This window comes from Haloprofundus salinisoli (assembly GCF_020097815.1).
GTDB lineage: Archaea > Halobacteriota > Halobacteria > Halobacteriales > Haloferacaceae > Haloprofundus > Haloprofundus salinisoli.
The window spans coordinates 1,443,576-1,466,073 of sequence record NZ_CP083663.1 but is presented as its reverse complement, the minus strand read 5'-3'; the positions used below and the strand labels follow the sequence as shown (position 1 = coordinate 1,466,073).

Sequence of the window (22,498 nt, the reverse complement as noted above, 5' to 3'; positions counted from 1 at the left end):
CGGTCGAACGTGCATCTGTACGGGTCAGGGAACCGCACCGCCGCGTGCGGTCGGCCGAGCGGAGTGGGGTCGAGTGCGCTTAGTTCGACTCGTTGCCGCTCGTCTCGTTACCGCTCGTCTCGTTACCGCTGCCGCCGGTGCCGGCGGAGTCGAAGTACGCCTGCGCGCCGGGGTGGAGTTCGATGGACATGCCGTCCTGGGCGGTGTCGGCGGTGATGAACTCCTGTTTGATGTTGATCTGGTCGGTGTTCTCGAAGATGGCTTCGGTCACCGACTGAACGACCTCTTCGGACTGTTCTTCGTTGGTCGCGATCATCGCCTGCACGGCGACGGTCTGGACGGGTTCGTCGATGCCGCTGTAGGTGCCGGCGGGAATCTCGTCGTCGGCGAAGTACGACCCGGCCTGCTTGACCTGCTCGCGGGCGTCGCCGGAGATCTCGACGAGACGGATGTTGCTGTTGTTGGCGAGGTCCTCGATAGCGCCGACCGGCCAGCCGCCGACGACGAACGCCGCGTCGACGTCGCCGTTCTGAACCTGCTCTGCGGCCTGCGAGAAGTCGGTGTTCTGCTCGGTGTAGTCGGTGACGCCGACGGCTTCGAGAATCTGTCGGGCGTCGACCTGCGTCCCGCTGCCGAGGTCGCCGGTGTTGATGGTCGCGCCGCTGAGGTCCTGAATCGTCTGGATGTCGGAGTTACCGGGCGTCACCACGTGGATGGTCTCGGGGTAGAGCGTCGCCACGCCGCGGATGTTCGGGATGGCGTTACCCTGGAACGCGTCGATGCCCTCGCCGTTGACCGCGAAGTACGCGACGTCGTTCTGCAGGAGCGCGAAGTCGGCGTTGCCGCTGCCGAGACTTCCGGCGTTCTCGACGCTGGCACCCGTCGACTGCACCTGCAGGGTGTAGTCGGTGTTCGACTCGACGACGCTCTTGAACTGGTTCGACAGCGGGTAGTACGTGCCGCCGGTCCCGCCGGCGTGCCACGAGAGTTGATTGTTGCCGCCGTTTCCGCCGCCACCGTCGCTGTCGTTTCCGCCGTCGCCGCCGTTGCCACCATCGCCGCCAGTGCCGCCGTCGCCGCCGTCGCCGCCGTCGCCGCCGTTTCCACCGTCTGAACAACCAGCGAGGCCGACGAGGCCGGCCGCACCGGTCGCAGTGATAAACTTCCGCCGATTGAGATAGCGAGCCATACCTCTGAATGTCGCCCAGAGATATATATTAGTAACTGTCTCACAATGTCAACTAATCTCATGCATAGGAGAGTATCTTAGATAGGTAACACTAGTCGGCGGCGGCGTCCTCACCACCGGCGGACCGTTCCTGCTTCCGAAGGCTATTCCCGAGGGGGTACGAGAGGCGCGGTATGCGACACGTCAGCGCCGCTGATTACCACGACATCGCCAAGCCGGAGAGCCCTCGGCTGTCTCCGGACGGCGAGCAGGTCGCCTTCGTCCGGAAGGTGCCGACAGACGACGAATCGTACGAAGCGACCATCTATCTCGTTCCCGCCGACGGCAGCGACGAGCCTCGACGGTTCACCGTCGACGAGGGCGTCGATAGCCAACCGCGTTGGAGTCCGAGCGGCGACCGCCTCGCGTTCGTCTCTACGCGCGGCGAGGACGACGACCGCCCGCAGCTGTGGGTCGTCCCCAGGGACGGCGGCGAGGCCCAGCAGGTAACGGAGGTTCCCGGCGGCGTCAGCGCGCCCGCGTGGAGTCCCGACGGCAGCCGAATCGCGTTCGTGCAGGCGACGACCGAAGACGAACGCGAAGCGGAGCTCGATTTGAGCATCGCCGACGAGGAGGAGTACGAGCGCGAGACGCCCGACCCGCGGGTCGTCGACCGACTCGTCTACCGCCAGCTCGCCCGCTACATCGACGGCACGCGCGGCCACGTCTACGTCGCCGACGTCGAATCCGGAGAGATCGAACGACTCACCGACGGCGACTACGACCACAGCAGCCCCTCCTGGAGCGACGAGACGACGCTGTACTACACCTCCAAGCGCACCGAGGACCCCGACGACAACGTCTACGTCGACGTGTTCGCCTACGACACCGAGGCGGGCAAGGAAGAACACGTCCTCCAGACGACCGGATGGGGCACGGGTCTCGCCGTCGCCGGCGACGGCCGCGTTGTCTACGCTCGTACCCCCGAGGACCGCACCTCGATGCGACAGACGGACCTCGAACTGTTCGACCCCGACTCCGAGGAGACCACGACGTTGACCGCCGACATCGACCGCACCGTCGGCGCGGTTGGCTTCCAGTGGGACCCCGACGAGGAGTTCGTCTACTTCGTCACGCCCGACGAAGGCGACTACGTCTGCCGCCGCGTCGACGACGGCGGAACGGCGGTCGAAGTCGTCGCCGGCGACGGCCACATCACCGACATCTCGGCGGGCGACGAGGCGGTCGTCTACGCGAAGAGCGAGTGGGACCATCCCGGCGACGTCTTCGTCTCCGTCGGCGGCGACGAGACGCGCCTCACCGAACTCAACGCCGACTACCTCGCCGACCTCGACGTGGGCGAACCCGAGGAGCTCCGCTTCGAATCCGACGACGGCGTCGAGGTGCAGGGCTGGGTGCTGACGCCGCCGGAGTTCGACGACTCGCAGACGTACCCGCTGGCAGTCGAGATTCACGGTGGCCCGCACGCGATGTGGTCCACCTCGGGGACGATGTGGCACGAGTTCCAGACGCTCGCGGCGCGCGGCTACGTCGTCTTCTGGTCGAACCCGCGAGGGTCGACCGGCTACGGCGAGGCGTTCGAGATGGCCATCGAGCGCGACTGGGGGAGCGTGACGATGACCGACGTGATGGCGGGCGCGGAACTGGTCGCCGAGCGCGACTACGTCGACGCGGAGAACGCCTTCGTCACCGGCGGGTCGTTCGGCGGCTTCATGACCGGCTGGATCGTCGGCCACACCGACTTCTTCCGCGGCGCGGTCGCCCAGCGCGGCGTTTACGACCTCTCGTCCTTTTACGGGTCGACGGACGCGTTCAAACTCGTCGAGTGGGACTTCGGCGCGAAGCCGTGGGACGAACCGGAGTTCCTCTGGGAGCAGTCGCCGGTGGCTCACGCCGCGAACGCGACGACGCCGACGCTCGTCGTCCACTCGGACAACGACTTCCGCGTCCCCGTCAACAACGGTGAAATGTTCTACCTCTTCCTGAAGAAAAACGGCGTCGACACCCGCCTCATCCGCTACCCGCGCGAGGGTCACGAGCTCTCGCGCTCGGGCGAACCGGGCCACGTCGTCGACCGCATCGAGCGCATCGCCCGCTGGTTCGACGGTTACTCGGACCACCACGACGTCCCGCCGGCGCTGGAGCGCGGCGACGACGGCCTCTCGGCGGGAGAGGACGGGGACGACGCGGACGGCGACGAAGAATAGAGCGCTCGATAGCCCACCCCTGCGCTCTATGGGACCGTTTCGACAGGAGCGCGCCCGCGTCAGACGTGCTCTCTGCGGAGGGTTTCGAGTCGAAGAGAGGGGGTTCGAGAGGACGAAGAGGCGGTCGGGGGCGGACGCGTCAAGCCGACGACCGAAACCTTCCTATTTGGGCATCGACGGCGTACTTTCGGCGATGAGTGGACCCAAACTACTCGTTCCCGTTCGACTCTCCGCGCCCGAACCGTTGCCGCCGACGTTGACCGAGACGCTCTCGTGACGCGGTCGTGATGGGCGAGACGACCCGCGACGTCGAACGCGACGTGTTCGGGCCGGTGTCCGAGCAGGTCGCCGATGAGACGGGCGAACCCGTCTTCGTCGTCAGAAGGGGTTGAAAGGTTGAGAGGGAGAAGCGTGCGCGTCGCTACTTCGTGCGGAACGCGCGGTCGCCGGCGTCGCCGAGGCCGGGGATGATGTAGCCGTGCTCGTCGAGGTGGTCGTCGATGGCGACGGTGAGCAGGTCGGCCTCCTCGAACTGGCCGCCGACGCGCAGCAGCCCGTCGGGTGCCGACACCGCGGAGAGGACGAACAGATTCTCGAAGCCGTCGGCCTCCTCCAGTACGTGGTCCAAGACGGTGCACATCGTGCTCCCGGTGGCGAGCATCGGGTCGGCGACGATGACGGTGTCCTTCTCCGTGATTTCGGGGAGTTTCACGTAGTCGATCTTGATGGGGAACTCGCCCTCGTCGTTCATGCCTGCGTCCTCGTCGCGGCCGGCGCTGATGACGCCCTGTTTCGCGCGAGGGAACGCCTTCAACAGCCCCTCGACGAACGGGGTGGCGGCGCGGAGGACGTTGACGATGACGACGTCGTCGAGCCCTTTCACGCACTCGCCGGTCGTCTCGGCCATCGGCGTCTCGATGGAGACGAACTCGGTCTCCATCGCACCGTCGATAATCTCGTAGCCGGCGATGCGGCCGAGTTTCACGAGGCCTTTCCGGAAGGCGACCTGTTCGGTCTTGACGTCTCGCAGCTTCGAGAGCGTGTCCTTGGCGAGCGCGTGGGTGATGAGGTACGCGTCGTCGCGGTCTTCGATGGGCATGTGTAGAGCGGAAACGCCGAACGACATAAAGAACCTCATCGCCGTCTCCGCGGAGGAAAGAGTCACGTAGGCGGCGGACGCTCGGCCGCAATCGAACGTTTACTCGGTGAAACCGTCGGGAGGGTCTGCACGGTCGGAGTTCGGTGAGGAATAACAAAGCGTGCAGTCGCAGAGCGACATCACGATGTCCCCGACGACAGAGTCCGCCCGGGCCGGGCCGAGCGCGGAGACCAGATGCGACGGCGAGTATCGAATCCGGGGCTACGAGGCGGGCGACGGAGACGGTCTGCTGGCGCTCGACCGAACCGTGTGGGACCGCCAGCGCGGCCGCGAGTGGTTCGAGTGGAAGTACGTCGAGAACCCCTACGTCGACCACGTCCCGATTTTCGTCGCCGAGCGCGACGGCGAGATAGTCGGCGCGCGACCGTTTCTCGTCCTGCCGCTCCGCGGGCCGGACGCGACCGGAATCGCCTTCCAACCGGCGGATACGATGGTCCACCCCGACCACCGGCGGCGAGGGTTGTTCACGCAGATGACGACGGCGGCGCTGTCGTACTACGCCGACGCCGACGACGGTCCCGACCTCTACTTCAACTTCCCGAACGACGCGTCGCGGCCGGGTTACGAGAAACTCGGCTGGCGGGACGCGGGTCGGCGGACGACGTTCTACCGGGTCCAGAACCCGAGTTCGCTCGTCGGTACCCGCCTCAGCGAGGTCGGCGAGTCGGTCGCGCGGTTGACGACGCCCGTCGCCCGGCGCTACTACCGAAACCGTGACAGGGCCGCTCGAACCGACCGCCAGTTCGTCGTCCACAGACACCGAACGCTACCGGTCGACCGCCTCGCGGCGCTGTACGAGCGGTCGATACCGGACCGACTCCACGCCCACCGCGACGCGGCGTTCTACCGCTGGCGCATGGGGAGTCCGCTCTGGGGACGGCTGACGTACGTCGTCGAGAACGACGAAGGGCCGCTCGCCGCGCTCGTCGCACGGACGCGAACGACGAAGGACGGCGTCACCATCACGCAGTTCGCCGAACTCGCGCCGCTCGTCGGCGGCGACGAGTGGCTGACCGGCGTCGCCCGACTGTTCGACGCCGCGCTCGAAGAGCACGCCGACTCCGACATCGTCGCCGTCTCCGAGAGCGGAGTGCCGCGGGAGTTCCTCGCCGAGCGGGGCTTTCTCGCCGACGACGAGCGGCCGCTGTCGCTTCTGACCCGAAGTCGAGTGACCGTCGTCTCGCGCCCGGCGACCGAGAACGGGCCGCGGGAGTTCGGCGGCGTGCCGTTGGACGAACGCGAAAGTTGGTACGTCTCGTTTCTCGAACGAGACACGACGTGAGTCAGTGTCGTCGGTGCACTGACGGGACGCGGCGGCGAGACGCACCAGCGAGAGGCGGCGGCGAGACGCACCGACGAGTCAGGGCGACGAAACGAACGGGGACCGTCAATCGAACATTTCGGACGGAAGCGTCGCGGGAAACCCGTTTTCGAGCGAGCAGGACGCCCGTTCGTCGGCGACCACCATAGTCGAACCAGCCGGCGGTCGAAACAATCAGGCGGATGACGATAGCCACCGGATAACGATAGCCGAGAGAACTGACCCGAACTCGATGACAGAGACACGAACACGGGCGATAGCGACGCTGAAACGGGTATACAGACTCGGGCTGCTCGTGCTCAGCGTACCCATCGTCCTCGGCGAGTACTTCGACTCCGACACCGGCGCGGCCTACGGCGTCGACTTCGGAACGAAGTGTCGCCTCGTCGCCCAAATGTTCCGGAACAACCTCCGGCTTCCGACGGGGTCGTCGTTCGTCGAACACCTCGTCGTCGCCGCGAAGATACTGCAGATACCGCCCGGCGAGGAGGGCGTCGTCGTCGAGTGCGGCTGTTATCTCGGCGGGAGCACGGCGAACCTCTCGCTCGTGACGGGACTCTGCGACCGGAAGCTCGTCGTGTTCGACTCCTTCGAGGGGATGCCCGAACCCGACGAGAGGGACGAGGCGCACGTCCTCATGCAGTCCGAGCAGGTACACACGTACGAAGCCGGGTCGTGGCACGGGTCGCTCGATGACGTCCGCCGAAACGTCGCCGCTCGCGGCGACATCGACGCGTGCGAGTTCGTGGAGGGCTACTTCGAGGAGACGCTCCCGGCGTTCGACCGCCCGGTCGCGCTCGTCTTCCTGGACGTGGGTCTTCGAGGCTCGGCGGAGACGTGTCTCGAGGAGCTCTGGCCGCTGCTTCGACGGGAGGGGTATCTGTTCACTCACGACGTGAAACACATGGAGATCTCGTCGCTGTTCTTCGACCAAGCGTGGTGGCGCGACCACCTCGACAGAGACGCGCCCGGACTCGTCGGCGCGGGCAGCGGCGTCGGCCTCCACCCGCAGCGAAACGGCTTCGGAAGTCTGCTCGGCTACGTCGTCAAAGACCCGCGACTCGACCGGTTCGAGTGGGTAGAAGAGCGCGGCGCGGGAGCCTACGGCGACGAGATGCTTCGAGACGAGTGAGTAGACCGACGCCCCGTCTCCGGTCGCTCACCGGATGATGAGGAAGGTCAGCACCATCAACGCTGCTGTCACTCCCGCGAGTCGCTGCCAGGTGAAGGTGAGAAAGCCGACGAATTCGAGGCCGTAGAGCACGACCGACGCGAAGACGAGCGACAGGACGAGGTTCATCACGAACAGAACCCGCGGGTCCCCTTGAGACTGCATAGCGCCTCTGGTTCGGCGCACCACTTAGCTTCTTTGTGCAAGCGTCCGTCCCCGACGTATGCGACTCGGGAACCGTGACGGGACGCCCGTCGACGCCGTGCCGTTTCTCGTCGTGGCGTCGCTCACCTTCGGGCTGACGTTCGCGTTCGGTCCCGCCTACGGTCTCTCGCTCGGCCTCCCGTTGACCACCGCCGTCGCCGCCTCCGCAGTCGTTTTCGCCGCCGCCACGGCAGCGGCGTACTACCGACTCGTCTGGACGGCCAACCCCGACATCCGACGGGAGGTGCCTGCGGACGTGCGCCTGCTGAAACTGCTCTACTTCGTGCTCGCGGTGGTTCTGTTCCTGTCGTTTCTCTCGGTGCTGCAGCTGTGAACTACCCCACCCTACTTCGCTCGCTATGCTCGCTCCCCGAGGACGGGGCATCTACCTCCGTGTTCCGGTGAGCCCGGTTCGTCAGTCGGCGACACTTATCGTACCGCGGCGTCACGGACGACCCATGCACGAGGTGACGGTCTCTCGGTTCGTCCGCGCGCCCCCGCGGGTCGTCCGACGCGCGCTCACACCCGAGGCGATAATCCAGTACGAGGGGAGCTTCGAGGTCCGCGGCGTCGAAGAGACCGAGGACGGCCCCGTCGTCGTCGCCGGCACGAGTCGCTTCCAGTTCGCGCTCCGCTTCGAGACGCTCGACGACGGCCTCTACTACGAGCAGGACGGCGAGGCGGGACCGTTCGACGCGATGGAGACGACGGTGACCGTCGCCGCCGAGAACGAGGGGTCGCGGGTGACGACGCGCTCGTCGGTGAGTCTCGGCCTTCCGCTGTCGACCGTCACCGACCGTGTCGCGGCGTGGAAACGGAAGGGCGAGTTGAAGCGCGCACTGGACGCCTTGGCCGCGGACGTGGGGTGACTCAACGTAACGTGCCGAGTGGCGCGAGTCGGACGGGTGCCCGACTCAGGGTTCGGTGACGACGAGTTCCTCCCCCTGTCTCGGGAACGGGTTCTCGAACGCCCCCCAGTCGGCGTCCATCTCCTCGTCGGTGAGCAGACAGTCGTCGAGCGTCGCCGTCGTCGCCTCCTCGTCGAGATCGGTGCCGATGACGACGAACGCGGTGCGCCGGTCGCCCCACTCGTCGTCCCACGCCAGGTCGCGGCGGTTCGCCCGGTACAGTTCCTGGTCGACCTCGGGGAGACTCGCTATCCACTGACCGGCCGCCTCGGCGCGCACCGACGGCCCCGCCTGGCCGACGACGATGGGTGATTCCCGCCCGGCGACCCAGCAGGTTCCCTTCGAGCGGACGACGTTCGATGGGAGGTCGGAGAGCAGCGCGGCGAACCGTCCGGGGTGGAACGGGCGGCGGCGACGATAGGTGAACGACGAGACGCCGTACACCTCGTCGGGATGGCGGTGGTCGTGGCCGTCGTGTTCGTCGTGACCATCGTGGCCGTGGTCGTCGTGACTGTGACCATCGTGGCCGTGGTCGTCGTGACCGTCGTGGCCGCGGCTCTCGTCGCTCGCGTCGTCGGCGTCGAGCGCCTGCCTCCACCCGGCCATCTCGGCGGCCGTCGCCGGGTCGTACAGCTTTCGGTCGAACAGCCGATCGGGGTCGACCGCCGACTCCGTCGTCCGGAGAATCTCGGCGTCGGGGCTGAGCGCCCGCACCATCTCCTCGACGGCGGCCATCTCCGCCTCGGAGACGAGGTCGGCTTTGTTCAGGAGCACGACATTGGCGAACTCGACCTGCTCGACCAGCAGGTCCGAGAGCGGACGGCTGTCGTCCTCGTCGGTGCCGCGGCGCTCGGCGACGCCCTCGCCGCCGAAGGCGTCGTAGAACAGGCGACTGTCGAGCACCGTCACGAGCGAGTCGACCTCGTACAGCGCCGCCGCGCGCGACCCGGTGGTGAACAGGCGCGCGACCGGTTCGGGTTCGCTGATACCCGAGGACTCGACGACGAGCACGTCGAAGTCGCGGTTCCGCGCCAGTCGCGTGACCGCGGTCTCGAGGTCGTCCTGCAGTTCGCAGCAGATACAGCCGTTCGAGAGTTCGGCGACGCCGTCGCCGACCGAGAGGTCCGAGTTCGCGCTCACCAGTTCCGCGTCGACGTTGAGGTCGCCCATGTCGTTGACGAGGACGGCGATGTTTCGGTCGCCGGCGTTTCGCAGCAGCTGGTTGAGCAGCGTCGTCTTCCCCGCACCGAGGCTCCCGCTGAGAATCGTCACGGGAATCGTCTGCGTCATGTGGACACACTCGCCGCCCGACGACCATGAAGCTACGGCGTGCGGCGGTGCGTGCCGGGTCGCGCCGGGTCCGAGAGCGATGCTGGGACGAAGCGCGAGTCCCGGAAACGGACGACGTGAGCGATATGCTTTTGCCCGCTCCCCGAAGGACGTGAACGTATGACGCTCGCAGAGCGCATCGCGGCCTTCCGCGACCTCGCCGAGGAGTGGCTTCGGGGACTTTACCACGGCATGATAAGCCACCCGGCGTACGAGAAGATAGAGAACGAGGCCGAGGATATCGAGGATGCGTTCATGCTCGCCTGTTTCCCCGACGCGTTCGGCATCCCGTCGCCCGTCTCCTACTACACCGCCGAACTGCTTCCCTACCTCGAAGACGAGTTCGAGGCGTGGGAGCGGCGGATGTGGGACCGCGGGTCGTTGCTCGAACGCAAGGGTCAGCAGTATCACTTCTAACGATGCGGAAGTTCGTCTTCTTCGGCGGCAAGGGCGGCGTAGGAAAGACCACGGTGTCGAGCGCGTACGCCTACAAGTGTGCGAACGCGGGACTCCGAACGCTCGTCGTCTCGACCGACCCCGCGCACTCGACCTCCGACGTGTTCGACCAGCAGTTCGATGACACGCCGAAACCGGTCGACGGCGTCTCCGGCCTCGACGCGATGGAGCTCGACCCGGAGGAGGAGGTGAGCCGTCACCTCCAGGGAATCAAGCGGTCGCTGTCGACGCAGGTGAGTCCGGCGATGGTCAACGAGATAGACCGGCAGGTCGAGATGGCGCATCAGACGCCCGGCGCGTACGAAGCGGCGCTGTTCGACCGCTTCGTCGACGTGATGCGCGACTCCGACGAGTACGACCGCGTCGTCTTCGACACCTCGCCGACCGGCGGGACGCTCCGCCTGCTGTCGCTACCGGAGTTTCTGGAGGGGTGGGCCGAGCGCCTGCTCGCCAAGCGGAAACAGAGCGTCCGCCTGTTCGAGCGAGCGGCCATCGGCGGGAGAGAGCCGAGACGGATACGCGAGGGCGACCCCGTCATCGCGCAGTTAGAGGAGCGCCGCGACCGGTTCGCGCTCGCGGGGAAACTGCTCCGCGAGGAGGCGGCCTTCTTCCTCGTCGTCAACCCCGACGAACTGTCGATTCGGGAAACCAGACGGGCCATCGGCTCGCTCGACGACGCGACGCTCGACGTACGCGGCCTCATCGTCAACAAACTCACACCCGAACCCGACGACGACGAGAACGGCCGGGGCGCGCGCTTCCTGCGCGACAGGGTCCGGACCGAACGCGAGCGCCTGAAGACGCTGCGCGAGGAGTTCGACAAACCGGTCGTCGCCGAAATCGTGACGCGCATCGCGGAGGTGAAAGGCGACCTGCTGGCCGACGTGGCCGCGGAGATCGACGTCGAAGTGCGGGTAGAACCGGTTGAATGACCGAGTAGCGAATAAATATTAGTAGTTCTTTCATACATCTCCGTTGACTAGTTTAGGAGCCAACGCGAAAAATCCCCGAATACAACGTCTGTCGCGTCTATAATCCCCCAGAGGTAAGCTAATGTTTATATGTGCTATACGCACATCGTTGATGTGGTAGCGTAACATGGTGCAAATCATCTGGCTGGTGGCGACGGTTCTCGTACTGTTCAGCGTGGGGTATTTCGGCTACTCTCGATACCTCGCGCGCTTCGTCGAACTCGACGACGCGAACGCGACACCGGCGCACAAATACGAAGACGGACAGGAGTACGTCCCGGCGAAGAAGCCGGTGCTCTTGGGGCATCACTATTCGAGTATCGCGGGCGGCGCACCCATCGTCGGCCCCATCACGGCCGGCGTGGTGTGGGGCTGGGTGCCCGCGCTTCTGTGGATCGCCATCGGCAACCCGCTGATGGGCGCGACCCACGACTTCGTCTCGCTGTCGGCGAGTCTCCGACACGAGGGGAAGTCCATCGGCTACATCATCGGCGAGTACGTCGGCCAACGGGGCAAGAACATGCTGCTGTGGTTCGCGTTCCTCACCATCGTCCTCGTCGTCACCGTGTTCGCACTCGTCGTGGCGATCGTGTTCAACGCCTACCCGCAGGCGGCGACGGCGAGCCTGATCTACATCGGACTCGCGGTGCTGTTGGGGATCTACCTCTATCAGCTGAATCTCCCGTTCATTCCGGGGACCGTGGCGTTCGTCGTCGCGATGTTCGTCGGCGTGTTCGTCGGTATCGAGTACCCGCTCGCGCTGGTACCGGGCGAGGGGTACCCCGCGGGCACCATCGTCCTGTTCTCGATGGACGCGTCGTGGCTGCCGGCCGCGAGTGCGTTCGGGGCGAACACCGCCGCCTGGATTCCAGTCGTCCTCGTCTACGGTGCGCTCGCCAGCTCGCTCCCGGTGTGGGTGCTCTTGCAACCGCGCGACTACCTCTCGTCGTTCCTGCTGTACACCGGCGTCGGCGGCGCGCTGCTCGCCATCATCGTCGGTACGTTCTTCGGCGCGAGCCAACCGCTCACTACGAATCTCGAACCGTACTACGGGTTCATCGGGCGCGGCGGCTTACCGTTGTTCCCGCTGCTGTTCATCACTATCGCGTGCGGGACCATCAGCGGCTTCCACTCGCTCGTCTCCTCGGGGACGACCTCGAAGCAGCTGAACAAGGAGACCGACGCCCGTCTCATCGGCTACGGCGGGATGCTCGGCGAGGGTCTCTTGGCCGTCGTCGCGCTGTCGGCGGTGGCGATCGTCTCGCCCGACGTGGGCAGCGGTATCGGTCTCGCGCTCCCGACGTTCGCCGAGGGCGGCGGCATCATGCTCACGAGCTTCGGCATCCCGGCGAGCTTCGGCGGGCCGTTCATGGCCCTCGTGCTCGTGAGCTTCCTGCTCACCTCGACTGACACGGCCGTCAGGCTCGGCCGGTACATGATGGAGGAGATTATCGACACGCCCGAGTCGCCGGTCGAGTCGTTCGCGGCCGACCGGTACGGAAACACCCTAATCCAGACGATTCCCGCCTACATCCTCATCGCGAGCGGTTCGTGGGAGACGCTGTGGGCGCTCTTCGGGGGCGCGAACCAGCTGCTCGCCGCGCTGGCGCTGCTGACGGGGACGGTCTGGCTCGCGAACTGGAGCGACTCCAAGCAGCTCGTGAGCACCGGCGGCCCGATGGTGGTCATGGTCATCATCACGGTGCTCGGGCTGTCGTGGATCGCGTTCTACGACAACCTCTACGCGAAGTTCCTCAACTCTGAGTGGATGGCTTCCGCGAGTATCTTAGAGATACTCGCCGGGGTGACACAGGTCGTCATCGCGCTCACCCTCATCTACCTGGCGCTCTCGCTGGTGAAGCTGGGGTACGAGAACGTCCGAAAGGTCCGTCAGGAGCCCGGAACCGGCGAGTTCACCCCCGGCGACGACTAACTCCGAATCGACCGCTCGTCAGCAGACGAGCTACGACGGATTCTCGCTTTTTCACGCCTCGGAGTGACACCGACGTCGCGGTCTCGGAGCGCCGCGCGACCGCAACGCCCGCGATCAACCGCGGAGTCGGTCCACGATGCGTCGGACGAACCCGCGCCTTTCCGTGGGGTCGACGTCGCTCCACAGCGCGAACGCGCGGGCGACGTCGGCGTTCCGGCTGGCGACGACGGCTTCGTCGTCGGGAGCGACCACCGCGAGGTTCACCTCGTAGTGGCCGTAGTAGCCGTACTTGATGAGTGTGCGGCCGTCGAACGCGGTGACGAACTCGCGCACGTCCTCGGAGATCGCGGGCACGACGAGAACGAACGTGAAATCGGTGCCGTAGTGTTCTTCGTCGGCGACGAGCCAGTTCGGGTCGTCGGCGAGGTCGTCACCCAGCGAGACGAGCGCTTCGAGGTCGGCGACCGAGACACCGGAGCGACGCTGCGCGAAGAGGTACTCCTCGGAGGCGTGGTTCGCGTAGTTGAGTGCCGGGTGGAAGAAGTGCTTCTGGGTCTCGACGCGCATCGTCCCGAACAGATCGAACGTCCGCCCGCGGACGGTCCGATTCTTCTCGAGGTCGTAGTTGAACATGATGCGGTCGCTCACCCGGTCGAGATACTCGTCCTCCCAGTCGGGGACGTCCGGGTAGAGCGGTTCCTCGGCCTCACCGCTCTCGTCGCCGCCGATGGAGCGGCCGTCAGGACTGTCGCTCACGACTGCCCCCCTCGGCTCATGGTTCGTAGGCGGTAGCGTCGCCGCTGACGTTCGGTGCGCCGATGGCGAGCACCTCGACGGCCGACTCGGCGTCCTCCGGGTTGTACGCGCGCTGTGGGTCGCCCGGCGAGACGGCGAACAGACAGCCCTCCTCGACCTCGAACGTCTCCTCGGGCGTCTCGACGAACAGCGTCCCCGAGAGGACGAAAAAGGCCTCCTCCTGTTCGTCGTGGACGTGATACGCGAGCGGAATCTGCTCGCCCGGGTCCGCGCGGAACCGGTTGATCGCCATCTGCTGCAGTTCGGCGGCGTCGGTGAGTCGTCGAAGCTCACAGGGGCGGTCGGGCGTCGGATCGACCGCGTTCGAGTCCACGAGACGGTAACTCATACCGGAGACAAACAGTACGACGACAAAAACGCGTCGGGAGCGCGGGAGAAGCTTTAATCCGCTTTCTCCCCAACGACCGTGCGAGAATCACCCATGGGAGAAAAACGAACCGAGGCGTGCGGGCGATGCTCGATGAGCTCCGTCGTGTCACTGACGACGGAGGGGCGCGACGAGGCGGAGCGGGAGAGTCGAACCCCGTTTTCGGGCGCGCGAATCGAACTGGACGACGACGAACTCCGTCGCGTCTCGCCGTCGGCGTGGGTCGAGAACACGCGACGGCGACTGGATTCGTTCGCGACGAGAGTGGCCTACGGCAAGCGCTAACCACCCCACTGACAGCGTCGAGGGGTCGGAACTTCGACACGTCGATGCCCGGTCGACCTGAAACCACCGGGAGACGCTTATTAATGTCCGGCGACGTAGCACTGGCAGGCGATGGAAGAGAGCATATCCGGGTTCAAACTTCACGGGTCGTGGGATGATGTCGTCGAACACGGCGAACGAATCACCCGCGCCCTCCACGAAGTAGGCGTGTCGGGTGACGCGTTCGACGAGTGGGACGAGTGGCGGCCGAAGGCCCACGAACGACTCGGCGAGGACGTCAACCAGAAGACGGCCGAACAGGCCAGCGTCGGCGAGGGCGAGGGGGAGAAAGCCGGGAAGGACCCGGACGACGACCTCCGCACGGCCGGTGAGAAACTCTCGGAGTCCTACGAGAAAGTCGAGCAGGGAGACAACGAGGGCGCGATGGAACGCTGGCAGGACTCCATCGGCTACGTCGCGCGGGCGGCGGACTCGGCCAGCAGGAAAGCGGTTCGCGCCGTCGAGAGCACCGTCTACCAGAAGGTGATGACCCAACTCGCGCCGTACTACTTCGACAACGAACTCGTCAGCGCGAACATCCAGAAGACGACCCGCGGCGACGGAGAGCAGTTCATCTTCGAGGTGAACATCAACGACGACGAGCTGAAAGAACAGGTCTCCGATCGACTCGGCGAGTACGAGGACAGCATCGACCGCTGGCACCTCGACACCGAGAAGGAGACCGAGACGGCCGAAGCCGTCGACGGCGTCGAACCACCCGAACGGAAAGGGACGACGCGATCGACGACGAACTAAGGGGGTCTCGTCCCGCACTGAGTCGTCGGCAGCCACGAAGGGCCTCGGAGGCGACAGCGCACAGCTACCGAATCGACAACAGTCATAGCGGTCGCTCCCCATCGTACGGGCGATGGCAGGACCGCTCCGGGCAGAGGCGGGCGAACTGAGCGCAGACGAGATTCTGAGCGCGTTACGGGAGGGTCGTCGCGTCGTCATCACGACGCAGATGCTCGGCAACGACCACGACGTGACGCTCCGGCACGACGGCGCGACGTACTACTGCGACACGCCGACGACGCTGCACAAACACGAGGAGGAGTCCGAGATGCTCGCGTGTATCGAGAAGATGGGATACGGACGCGTAGACGCAGAGTGACGGTAACGGAGGGCTTTAACCGACAACCCACATACCTCGCCCATGGCCGACACACCCGAGATGGAAGACCTCGTCCGAACCGACGACCCCAGTTTCGGACAGGTTCTCGCGTGCGTCTTCGGGGTTCAGGAACACGAGAGCCGAACGTATCTCGTCTTGTTGGAGTATCCGGGAAGCACCGTCGCCGAACTCGCCGAGGAGCTCGACCGAGACAGGAGTAACGTCAATCGGTCGCTGATGACGCTGCTGGAGAAGGGTCTCGCCGAACGACAGCGCCGGCTGCTCGACCCCGGCGGTTACGTCTATCAGTACACCGCGACACCGCTACCGAAGGCGAAGACGATGTTACACGACGCCCTCGACGAATGGGTCGAACTCGTCCACGAGCGTATCGACGAGTTCGGCGAGGAGTAGCGTCGTCGGAAGCGTCGACGACGCCAACCGCGAGAGCGACCGCGCGGCGTCGACCCGCTCGGCAGCATTCCCCCAAACCTTCGGACTTTTCCCTCCCCGGCGTTTTCGCCCTACCGATGAGTCTGAAGCTCTCACAGGAGTCACAACCGGCCCCCGAGGTGGCCGACGACGGCGTCTGGTTGGAGTGTATCGAGTGTGGCGAGACGTTCGCGCCGTTCGAGACGGTGCGTTACACCTGCGACGACTGCGACGGGTTGCTCGAGGTCCGGTACGCCGAGTTGCCGACCTGGGACGACTTCGACGACGGCCGGCGCGGCGTCTGGCGCTACAACGCCGCGCTCCCGTTCGAGGAGGGCGTGAGTCTCCCCGAAGGCGACACGCCGCTCCACGAAGTACCCCGACTGGAGGAGTCGGTGGGCGTCCACCGCCTCCGCATCAAACACGAGGGGATGAACCCCACCGGGAGTTTCAAAGACCGAGGGATGACCGTCGGCGTCCGCGTCGCCGAAGAGTTGGGCGTCGACCGCCTCGCCTGTGCGTCGACCGGGAACACGAGCGCCGCCCTCGCCGCCTACGGTGCCCGCGCCGGATTGGAGACGCTCGTGCTCCTCCCGGAGGGCAAGGTAGCCGCGGGGAAGATCGCGCAAGCGAGTCTCCACGGCGCGCGGATTCTGGAGGTCGACGGCAACTTCGACAGCTGTCTCGACATCGTCCAGGACCTCGCCGCCCGCGACGAAGCCTATCTGCTCAACTCGCTGAACCCCTTCCGGCTGGAAGGCCAGAAGACCATCGGCCTCGAAATTCTCGAACGGTTCTACGAGGACGAGGGCCGGTATCCCGACCGCATCGTCCTCCCCGTCGGCAACGCGGGCAACACCGCCGCGCTGTACAAGGCGTTCCGCGAACTCGTCGCCAGCGGTGCGCTTCACCCGCGCGACGTACCGAAGCTCACCGGCGTGCAGGCCGAAAACGCAGCGCCGATGGTCGAAGCCGTCGAGAACGACGCCGACGAAGTGCGACGGTGGGACGAGGTGGAGACCAAAGCCACCGCGATTCGTATCGGCAACCCGGTCAACGCGCCGAAGGCGCTCCCCGGCATCCGGGAGACGGGCGGCACCGCCGTCGCCGTCTCCGACGCGTCGATCACGTCGGCACAGCGCGCACTCGCACAGGAGGGTATCGGCGTCGAACCCGCGTCCGCCGCCTCCGTCGCCGGCCTCCAGAAACTTCGGAATCGGGGCGTCGTCGACCCCGACGAGGACGTGGTCTGTCTCACCACCGGCCACCTCCTGAAAGACCCCGACGCCGCCTTCGAGGCGGGTGATGACCCCGAACCGGTTCCCAACGACACCGACGCGGTGCTCCGCCATCTCGAAGGTCGAAGCGGCGGTGTCGTCTCGAAGTTGAAAGGTGCGCTCGGACGCTGAGTGAACAGTAGAGCGGACACTCTTGCGTTCCTGTGTGAGTATGACCGTTGTCTGACACGGGTTTTTCCCGGCTGCACGACTTACGAGCGTCTATGCCGCTATCGGGCTTTCCGACGGGCACCGTGAGTAAATCGAACAGTCGAACCTATCCGGCCGGAGAACGCCGAGAACGAACCTCCGGGCGGCGTCAGGAGACGGAACAGAGCCGTCTGCCGCAACGAACCGCGCAGTCCGTCGACGTCGTCGATGTCGGTACTCCGCCGGACGCCGCCGACGCTCACGAGAGCACGCGTGCGCCGGTCGTAGTCTCCTCGTCGACGGCGTCGGCGCAGTCGTCGCAGTCGTCGTCTGCCTCGCCGCCGACGGCCGTCGACTCCTCTGTAACCCCGTTGGACCGTCTCGGAGCGGCCGAAGCGCGCATCCACCGACTGGAGTCCGAACTCGACCGCCTCAGGGCCGAACGAACCGTCGTCGACGTCGACGGACGCGCGAAGAAGAGGGGCGAGAACGTCTCGAAGCGCGAAACTCGGACTCGAAACCGAGCAGAGAGTCGAATCGGGAGTCGAAAGCCGCTCCGCGACCGGAACGGCGACAAGAACCTGCTGCCGAAGCAGCAGGGCGGTCGGTTCCTCCCGAAGAAGAACGACAACCTCCTCCGGAAACTGTTCTGGCCCTAAGCGGTCGGCGGTCCCCGCTGACACTCCAACGAAAGCGAGAGTCCACTATTCGTGAATAAGTGTGACAGCAGTCTGACGCAGACTTTTGTTACCTAATGACATACCAGAACGCGTGTCGCTCTCCGACCTCCCGACTGGTACCGTCAGCGAACCGACCTCCCGAACGTATCCCATCCGCGCGTCGACGCAGCGGCCGAGACGACTGCCGAAACCCGACGGCGGGTTCGACGACCGCCGCCCGCCGCAGCCGTCACGCGGAGGCGCGGACGACTCCAACGGTCGACTGTCGCCCGGGGCGGCGGCGGACCGACAGCAGCTCGAAGCGTTGCAGGCGCGCGTCCGGTACCTCGAAGCGGAACTCGAACACCTCGAATCCGAGCGACAGGCCGTTATCGACCACTACGAGGAGCTGTTGCGAGAACAGCGAATCCGGGACGACGAGAATCGAAAGCGTCGCCGCCGGGACGAACATCCCATCCGCCGCCTCCTCGGGCTCTGACCGTCGACTGCTCGGGCTCTGATTACTCCGCGGCGATGTCGAGTCGGCGCGCCTCGGCGTCGCCGTTGAGGATGATGGTGTGGACGCCGATGATGCGGTCGTCGGCCAGAAGCGCCTCGGCGGCTTCCTCCGGTACCGCCGAGTCGAGATTGTAGACGGTCAGTGCCTCGCCGCCGCGGGTCTCGCGGGCGTTGAACATCCCCGCGATGTTTACGTCGTGGTCGCCGAGGACGGTGCCGATGAGACCGATGACGCCCGGCTTGTCGTAGTTTCGCGCGACGAGCATGTGCCCGTGCGGGACGGCGTCGACGCGGTAGCCGTCGATGCGGACGATACGCGGTTCCTCGCCCGCAAAGAGCGTGCCGCTGACGGAGAGCGTCTCTTCGCCGTCGCCGACGGTGACCGTGACGAGGCTCTGGAAGTCCTCGCTCTGTCTGCTCTTGCTCTCGGTGACGTCGATGCCACGCTCCTCGGCGAGATGCGGGGCGTTGACCGCGTTGACCTGCCACTCCAGCGGTTCGAAGACGCCCTTGAGACCGCTCGCGGTGACGAGTTCGACGTTCTCCGCGGCGATGTCGCCGTCGTAGGCGACTGCGATTTCGGAGACGCGTTCGCCGAACACCTGCGCCGCGATCTTGCCGGCGGTCTCCGCGAGGCCGATGTACGGCTTGATGCGCGGGAACGCCTTCTCGTCGACCGAGGGCGCGTTCAACGCGTTGAGGACGGGCTCCTCCTCGAACGCCGCGAGCACCTGTTCGGCGGTGTCGACGGCGACGCTCTCCTGGGCGGCCTCCGTCGACGCGCCGAGGTGCGGCGTGACGATGATGTCGTCGACGCCGACGAGCGGCGAGTCTTCCGAAAGCGGTTCCTCCTCGAATACGTCGAGCGCCGCGCCGGCGACGGTGCCGTCCTCGACGGCGGCCGCGAGCGCCGGTTCGTCGATGATCCCGCCGCGCGCGCAGTTGACGACGTACCCGTGGCCGAACGTCTCGAGTTCGTCCTCGCCGATCATCCCGCGCGTCTCAGGGAGAAGCGGCGTGTGGATGGTGAGGAAATCCGCGCGGGCGAGGCAGGCGTCGAGTTCGTCGACGAGTTCCGCGCCGAACTGCTCGGCGCGCTCCTCGGAGATGTAGGGGTCGTAGACGACGAGGCCCATGCCGAGGTTGCCGAGGCGTTTGGCGACTTCCTGTCCGACGCGGCCGAAGCCGACGATTCCGAGGTTCTTTCCGTTGACTTCGGTACCGAGGTAGTCGCTCTTGGCCCACTCGCCCACCTTCAGACGGGCGTGCGCCTGCGGAATCGAGCGCGCGGCGGCGAACGCCATGGCGACGGTGTGCTCGGCGGCGGCGCGGACGTTCCCCTCGGGCGCGTTGGCGACGATGACGCCGTGGTCGGTGGCGGCGTCGATGTCGATGTTGTCGACGCCGATACCCGCGCGGCCGACGATGACGAGGTCGGAGGCGGCCTCGAACACCTCGCGGCTGACGTCGGTTCCCGAGCGGACGACCAGCGCGTTGGCGTCGGCGACGGCCGAGAGCAGTTCGTCGCCCGCTACGTCGTAGGCGGTTTCGACTTCGTGACCCGCCTCGCGGAGTCGGTCGAGTCCGGCGTCCGCGATCGGGTCGGTGACGAGCACCTTCATGAGTCTACGCTTTTTCGGATAGCGGTTAAGGGTTTCTTCACAGGCATGCTTGGCGAGAGGTGGTGCGGGTGGGTGAATATGCACGCATGTGCCCAGTTCGGCGCGTCGAATCGGGCGAAGGGTTCGGCGACGTGCATCGCTTCGGGTCGGCGGGACCGGTCGACGAGCACGTCGGCGAGAGTCGGGATACGACCCAATCGTCCGCGTTCGACTCCTCCCATCGAGAACGACGCCGGCGGAAAGTGGGGGGCGAAGCGTGCCCGTTTCGGGTGGTTTCAAACCCGCGGCCCCCCTCTCACCCGGCATGAAACTCGTCGCGTTCGACTTCGACGGAACGCTCTCGGACTCGGAAATGACGGTGCTCCTCGGCAAGCAGAAAGGCGTGGCCGACCGGATGGCCGACATCACCGAACGAGCGATGAACGACGAACTCAGCTACGCGGAGAGCCTCTACGACCGCGCGGCGCTGCTCGAAGGACTGGAAGAAGAACGCGCCCAGGAGGCGTACGACGAGGTGAAACTCCGACCGGGCGCGGCGAAACTCATCGACCGCCTCAACGACTACGGCCACCACACCGCCATCCTCACCGGCGGGTTCGAGCGCGGCGTCGAATCTGCACTGGAAGCGGAGGGGGTCGACGTCGACACCATCGTCGCCAATCGCCTCCCCGTGAAGGGCGGGCGGCTGACCGGCGAGGCGGAGGGGCCGCTCATCGAGGGGACAAAGGACCGCGAACTCGAACGGCTCGCCGAGGAACTCGACGTCGAGATGAGCCAGACCGTCGCAATCGGCGACGGCGCGAACGACCTCCCGATGCTCGAAGTCGCCGGTTTCTCGGTCGGCTTCCTCCCGAAGGACGCGGTTCGACCCGCCTGCGACACCATCGTCGCCTCGATGTACCGCCTCGGCAAGGTGTTCGAGGGCCGGGGCATGCTCCGGCCGGAGGAGTGACCTCAGTTCGTCGCCGCGTCGATGGCCTGCTCTAAGTCGGCGAGGATGTCCTCGGGGTCTTCGATACCGACCGAGAGACGGACCATGTCGGCGGTGACGCCCGCCGCCTCCTGTTCTTCGTCGGTGAGTTGCTGGTGGGTCGTCGACGCGGGATGGATGACGAGCGTCTTCGCGTCGCCGACGTTCGCCAGAAGCGAGGCGAGTTCGACGTTCTCGACGGTCGCGCGGGCCGCCTCGTAGCCCGCCGAGAGGCCGAACGTTATCATGCCGCCGTAACCGCCGTCCAGATACTCGGTCGCCTCCGCGTGGGTCGCGTGCGATTCAAGTCCGGGGTAGTTCACCCAGTCGACGGCCGAGTGATCGTCGAGGTACTCGGCGACGATCTGAGCGTTCTCGCAGTGGCGGTCCATTCTCAGTGGAAGGGTCTCCAGTTTTTCGAGCGTCTGCCAGGCGTCGAACGGCGACTGTTGGTTGCCGAGGTCGCGCAGCCCGCGCGCGATGGCGGCGTAGGTGAACGCCGCGTCGCCGAAGCGCTCGGCGAAGTTGACGCCGTGGTACGCCGGATTCTCTCTGGCGATTTCGGGGTAGTCGTCGGCGTACTCCGTCCACGGGAACGACCCGCCGTCGACAAGCGCGCCGCCGACGGTCGTCCCCGCGCCGGTTATCCACTTCGTCGTCGATTCCCAGACGAGGTCCGCGCCGCGTTCGAGCGGGCGGCAGAGCGCGGGCGTCGCGAACGTGTTGTCGACGAAAAGCGGCGCACCGTGGTCGTGGGCGATATCGGCCACGCGTTCGATGTCGGGCGTCACGAGCGCCGGATTGCCGATGGTTTCGAGGTGAACGTACGCGGTGTTTTCGTCGATAGCCTCGGCGTAGGCCTCGTAGTCCAGCGGGTCGACGAATCGCGTCGAGATGCCGCGGCGCTCGACGGTGTGGGTGAGATAGGTGTACGTCCCGCCGTACAGCGCCGACGACGAGACGACGTTGTCGCCCGCCTCTGCGAGCAGGAACGTCGCGAGGTCGAACGACGCCATCCCCGAGGCGGTGGCGACTGCGCCGACGCCGCCTTCGAGCGACGCGAGGCGCTCCTGGAGCATCGCGTTCGTCGGGTTCATCAACCGCGAGTAGATGTGTCCCGGTTTCTCCAGCGCGAACTGCGCGGCGGCGTCGTCGGCGTCGTCGAAGACGTAGGAGGTCGTCTGGTACAGCGGCGGTGCCCGCGCTCCCGTCGCCGGGTCGGGGTCCTGTCCCGCGTGGAGACTGCGAGTTCGGAAGCCGGGGCTGTCGGGTGCGTCGGGGGTGTCGTCGTTCTCCTCGGACATAGTGAAGCGTTGGCAGTCGAGGAGGGTAAAACGAGGTGGCGGAGACAGGTACTGCCAAGAACTACGACGCAAACGGCCGACGAGTCGTCGCGCGGA

At 66.2% G+C, this 22,498-nt stretch carries 24 protein-coding genes; 16 read left to right on the top strand and 8 right to left on the bottom strand.

Features of this window, described 5'->3' with window-relative positions; translation table 11 throughout:
- Positions 1-79: 79 nt before the first annotated feature.
- Positions 80-1,189 (bottom strand): TAXI family TRAP transporter solute-binding subunit, encoded by a 1,110-nt coding sequence (locus tag LAQ73_RS07790; RefSeq protein ID WP_224270658.1) that lies wholly within the window; start codon positions 1,187-1,189, stop codon positions 80-82.
- A gap of 173 nt (positions 1,190-1,362) precedes the next feature.
- On the opposite strand from LAQ73_RS07790, the gene LAQ73_RS07785 reads away from it, so the two are divergent.
- The gene (locus LAQ73_RS07785) at positions 1,363-3,396 is read left to right on the top strand and encodes a S9 family peptidase (protein ID WP_224270657.1); all 2,034 of its coding nucleotides are present in this window, start codon (positions 1,363-1,365) and stop codon (positions 3,394-3,396) included.
- Positions 3,397-3,817: 421 nt separating this feature from the next.
- On the opposite strand, the gene upp is transcribed toward LAQ73_RS07785, so the two are convergent.
- Positions 3,818-4,495, bottom strand: coding sequence for a uracil phosphoribosyltransferase (gene upp / locus LAQ73_RS07780; protein ID WP_224270656.1), 678 nt, complete (start codon positions 4,493-4,495; stop codon positions 3,818-3,820).
- Positions 4,496-4,679: 184 nt separating this feature from the next.
- Here upp and LAQ73_RS07775 point away from each other — a divergent pair, with 184 nt between their 5' ends.
- Both LAQ73_RS07775 and LAQ73_RS07770 read left to right on the top strand, forming a co-directional pair.
- On the top strand, positions 4,680-5,837 hold the full coding sequence (locus tag LAQ73_RS07775; RefSeq protein ID WP_224270655.1) for a GNAT family N-acetyltransferase: 1,158 nt from the start codon (positions 4,680-4,682) through the stop codon (positions 5,835-5,837).
- Between the two features lie 271 nt (positions 5,838-6,108).
- A complete protein-coding gene (locus tag LAQ73_RS07770; protein ID WP_224270654.1) occupies positions 6,109-7,008 on the top strand; it encodes a TylF/MycF/NovP-related O-methyltransferase in 900 nt (299 codons plus the stop codon).
- Positions 7,009-7,035: 27 nt separating this feature from the next.
- Here the strand turns inward: LAQ73_RS07770 and LAQ73_RS07765 are convergent, their stop codons facing one another.
- On the bottom strand, positions 7,036-7,212 hold the full coding sequence (locus LAQ73_RS07765; protein ID WP_224270653.1) for a DUF8107 family protein: 177 nt from the start codon (positions 7,210-7,212) through the stop codon (positions 7,036-7,038).
- A gap of 58 nt (positions 7,213-7,270) precedes the next feature.
- Between LAQ73_RS07765 and LAQ73_RS07760 the strand changes: the two genes are divergently transcribed.
- Positions 7,271-7,585, top strand: a complete 315-nt coding sequence (locus LAQ73_RS07760) for a hypothetical protein (RefSeq protein ID WP_224270652.1) — start codon at positions 7,271-7,273, stop codon at positions 7,583-7,585.
- A gap of 124 nt (positions 7,586-7,709) precedes the next feature.
- Positions 7,710-8,120 carry an SRPBCC family protein gene (locus tag LAQ73_RS07755; RefSeq protein WP_224270651.1) on the top strand — a complete coding sequence of 137 codons (411 nt, stop codon included), beginning with the start codon at positions 7,710-7,712 and terminating at the stop codon, positions 8,118-8,120.
- A gap of 45 nt (positions 8,121-8,165) precedes the next feature.
- Here LAQ73_RS07755 and LAQ73_RS07750 read toward each other — a convergent pair whose 3' ends face one another.
- A complete protein-coding gene (locus LAQ73_RS07750) occupies positions 8,166-9,449 on the bottom strand; it encodes a CobW family GTP-binding protein (protein WP_224270650.1) in 1,284 nt (427 codons plus the stop codon).
- Positions 9,450-9,608: 159 nt separating this feature from the next.
- Between LAQ73_RS07750 and LAQ73_RS07745 the strand changes: the two genes are divergently transcribed.
- The 3 genes from LAQ73_RS07745 to LAQ73_RS07735 all read left to right on the top strand — a co-directional run bounded on the left by LAQ73_RS07745 (position 9,609) and on the right by LAQ73_RS07735 (position 12,848).
- Complete coding sequence (locus tag LAQ73_RS07745) at positions 9,609-9,905, top strand: DUF7990 family protein (protein WP_224270649.1); 297 nt, start codon at positions 9,609-9,611, stop codon at positions 9,903-9,905.
- A gap of 2 nt (positions 9,906-9,907) precedes the next feature.
- The gene (locus tag LAQ73_RS07740; RefSeq protein WP_224270648.1) at positions 9,908-10,876 is read left to right on the top strand and encodes an ArsA family ATPase; all 969 of its coding nucleotides are present in this window, start codon (positions 9,908-9,910) and stop codon (positions 10,874-10,876) included.
- A gap of 166 nt (positions 10,877-11,042) precedes the next feature.
- Positions 11,043-12,848, top strand: a complete 1,806-nt coding sequence (locus LAQ73_RS07735; protein ID WP_224270647.1) for a carbon starvation CstA family protein — start codon at positions 11,043-11,045, stop codon at positions 12,846-12,848.
- Positions 12,849-12,962: 114 nt separating this feature from the next.
- Here the strand turns inward: LAQ73_RS07735 and LAQ73_RS07730 are convergent, their stop codons facing one another.
- Positions 12,963-13,604 carry a DUF8052 family protein gene (locus LAQ73_RS07730; RefSeq protein ID WP_317988516.1) on the bottom strand — a complete coding sequence of 214 codons (642 nt, stop codon included), beginning with the start codon at positions 13,602-13,604 and terminating at the stop codon, positions 12,963-12,965.
- A 16-nt stretch (positions 13,605-13,620) separates the two neighbouring features.
- Positions 13,621-13,992 (bottom strand): cupin domain-containing protein, encoded by a 372-nt coding sequence (locus LAQ73_RS07725; RefSeq protein ID WP_224270646.1) that lies wholly within the window; start codon positions 13,990-13,992, stop codon positions 13,621-13,623.
- Between the two features lie 93 nt (positions 13,993-14,085).
- On the opposite strand from LAQ73_RS07725, the gene LAQ73_RS07720 reads away from it, so the two are divergent.
- The 7 genes from LAQ73_RS07720 (at position 14,086) to LAQ73_RS07690 (ending at position 18,486) form a co-directional block, all read left to right on the top strand.
- The gene (locus LAQ73_RS07720; protein ID WP_486606356.1) at positions 14,086-14,316 is read left to right on the top strand and encodes a DUF8007 family protein; all 231 of its coding nucleotides are present in this window, start codon (positions 14,086-14,088) and stop codon (positions 14,314-14,316) included.
- A gap of 111 nt (positions 14,317-14,427) precedes the next feature.
- Positions 14,428-15,111 (top strand): DUF5828 family protein, encoded by a 684-nt coding sequence (locus LAQ73_RS07715; protein WP_224270644.1) that lies wholly within the window; start codon positions 14,428-14,430, stop codon positions 15,109-15,111.
- Between the two features lie 112 nt (positions 15,112-15,223).
- Positions 15,224-15,469 carry a DUF8001 family protein gene (locus LAQ73_RS07710; protein WP_224270643.1) on the top strand — a complete coding sequence of 82 codons (246 nt, stop codon included), beginning with the start codon at positions 15,224-15,226 and terminating at the stop codon, positions 15,467-15,469.
- Between the two features lie 42 nt (positions 15,470-15,511).
- Positions 15,512-15,883: a helix-turn-helix domain-containing protein gene (locus LAQ73_RS07705; RefSeq protein WP_224270642.1), complete on the top strand. Its 372-nt coding sequence runs from the start codon at positions 15,512-15,514 to the stop codon at positions 15,881-15,883.
- Positions 15,884-15,999: 116 nt separating this feature from the next.
- Positions 16,000-17,310, top strand: coding sequence for a threonine synthase (gene thrC / locus LAQ73_RS07700; RefSeq protein ID WP_224270641.1), 1,311 nt, complete (start codon positions 16,000-16,002; stop codon positions 17,308-17,310).
- A gap of 122 nt (positions 17,311-17,432) precedes the next feature.
- Complete coding sequence (locus LAQ73_RS07695) at positions 17,433-17,987, top strand: hypothetical protein (RefSeq protein ID WP_224270640.1); 555 nt, start codon at positions 17,433-17,435, stop codon at positions 17,985-17,987.
- 112 nt (positions 17,988-18,099) lie between these two features.
- Complete coding sequence (locus tag LAQ73_RS07690) at positions 18,100-18,486, top strand: hypothetical protein (protein WP_224270639.1); 387 nt, start codon at positions 18,100-18,102, stop codon at positions 18,484-18,486.
- Between the two features lie 22 nt (positions 18,487-18,508).
- Here LAQ73_RS07690 and serA read toward each other — a convergent pair whose 3' ends face one another.
- The gene (gene serA / locus LAQ73_RS07685) at positions 18,509-20,128 is read right to left on the bottom strand and encodes a phosphoglycerate dehydrogenase (RefSeq protein ID WP_224270638.1); all 1,620 of its coding nucleotides are present in this window, start codon (positions 20,126-20,128) and stop codon (positions 18,509-18,511) included.
- A gap of 304 nt (positions 20,129-20,432) precedes the next feature.
- Here serA and serB point away from each other — a divergent pair, with 304 nt between their 5' ends.
- Positions 20,433-21,080, top strand: coding sequence for a phosphoserine phosphatase SerB (serB, locus tag LAQ73_RS07680; protein WP_224270637.1), 648 nt, complete (start codon positions 20,433-20,435; stop codon positions 21,078-21,080).
- A gap of 2 nt (positions 21,081-21,082) precedes the next feature.
- Here serB and LAQ73_RS07675 read toward each other — a convergent pair whose 3' ends face one another.
- Positions 21,083-22,402 (bottom strand): O-acetylhomoserine aminocarboxypropyltransferase/cysteine synthase family protein, encoded by a 1,320-nt coding sequence (locus LAQ73_RS07675; RefSeq protein ID WP_224270636.1) that lies wholly within the window; start codon positions 22,400-22,402, stop codon positions 21,083-21,085.
- Positions 22,403-22,498 lie beyond the last annotated feature (96 nt).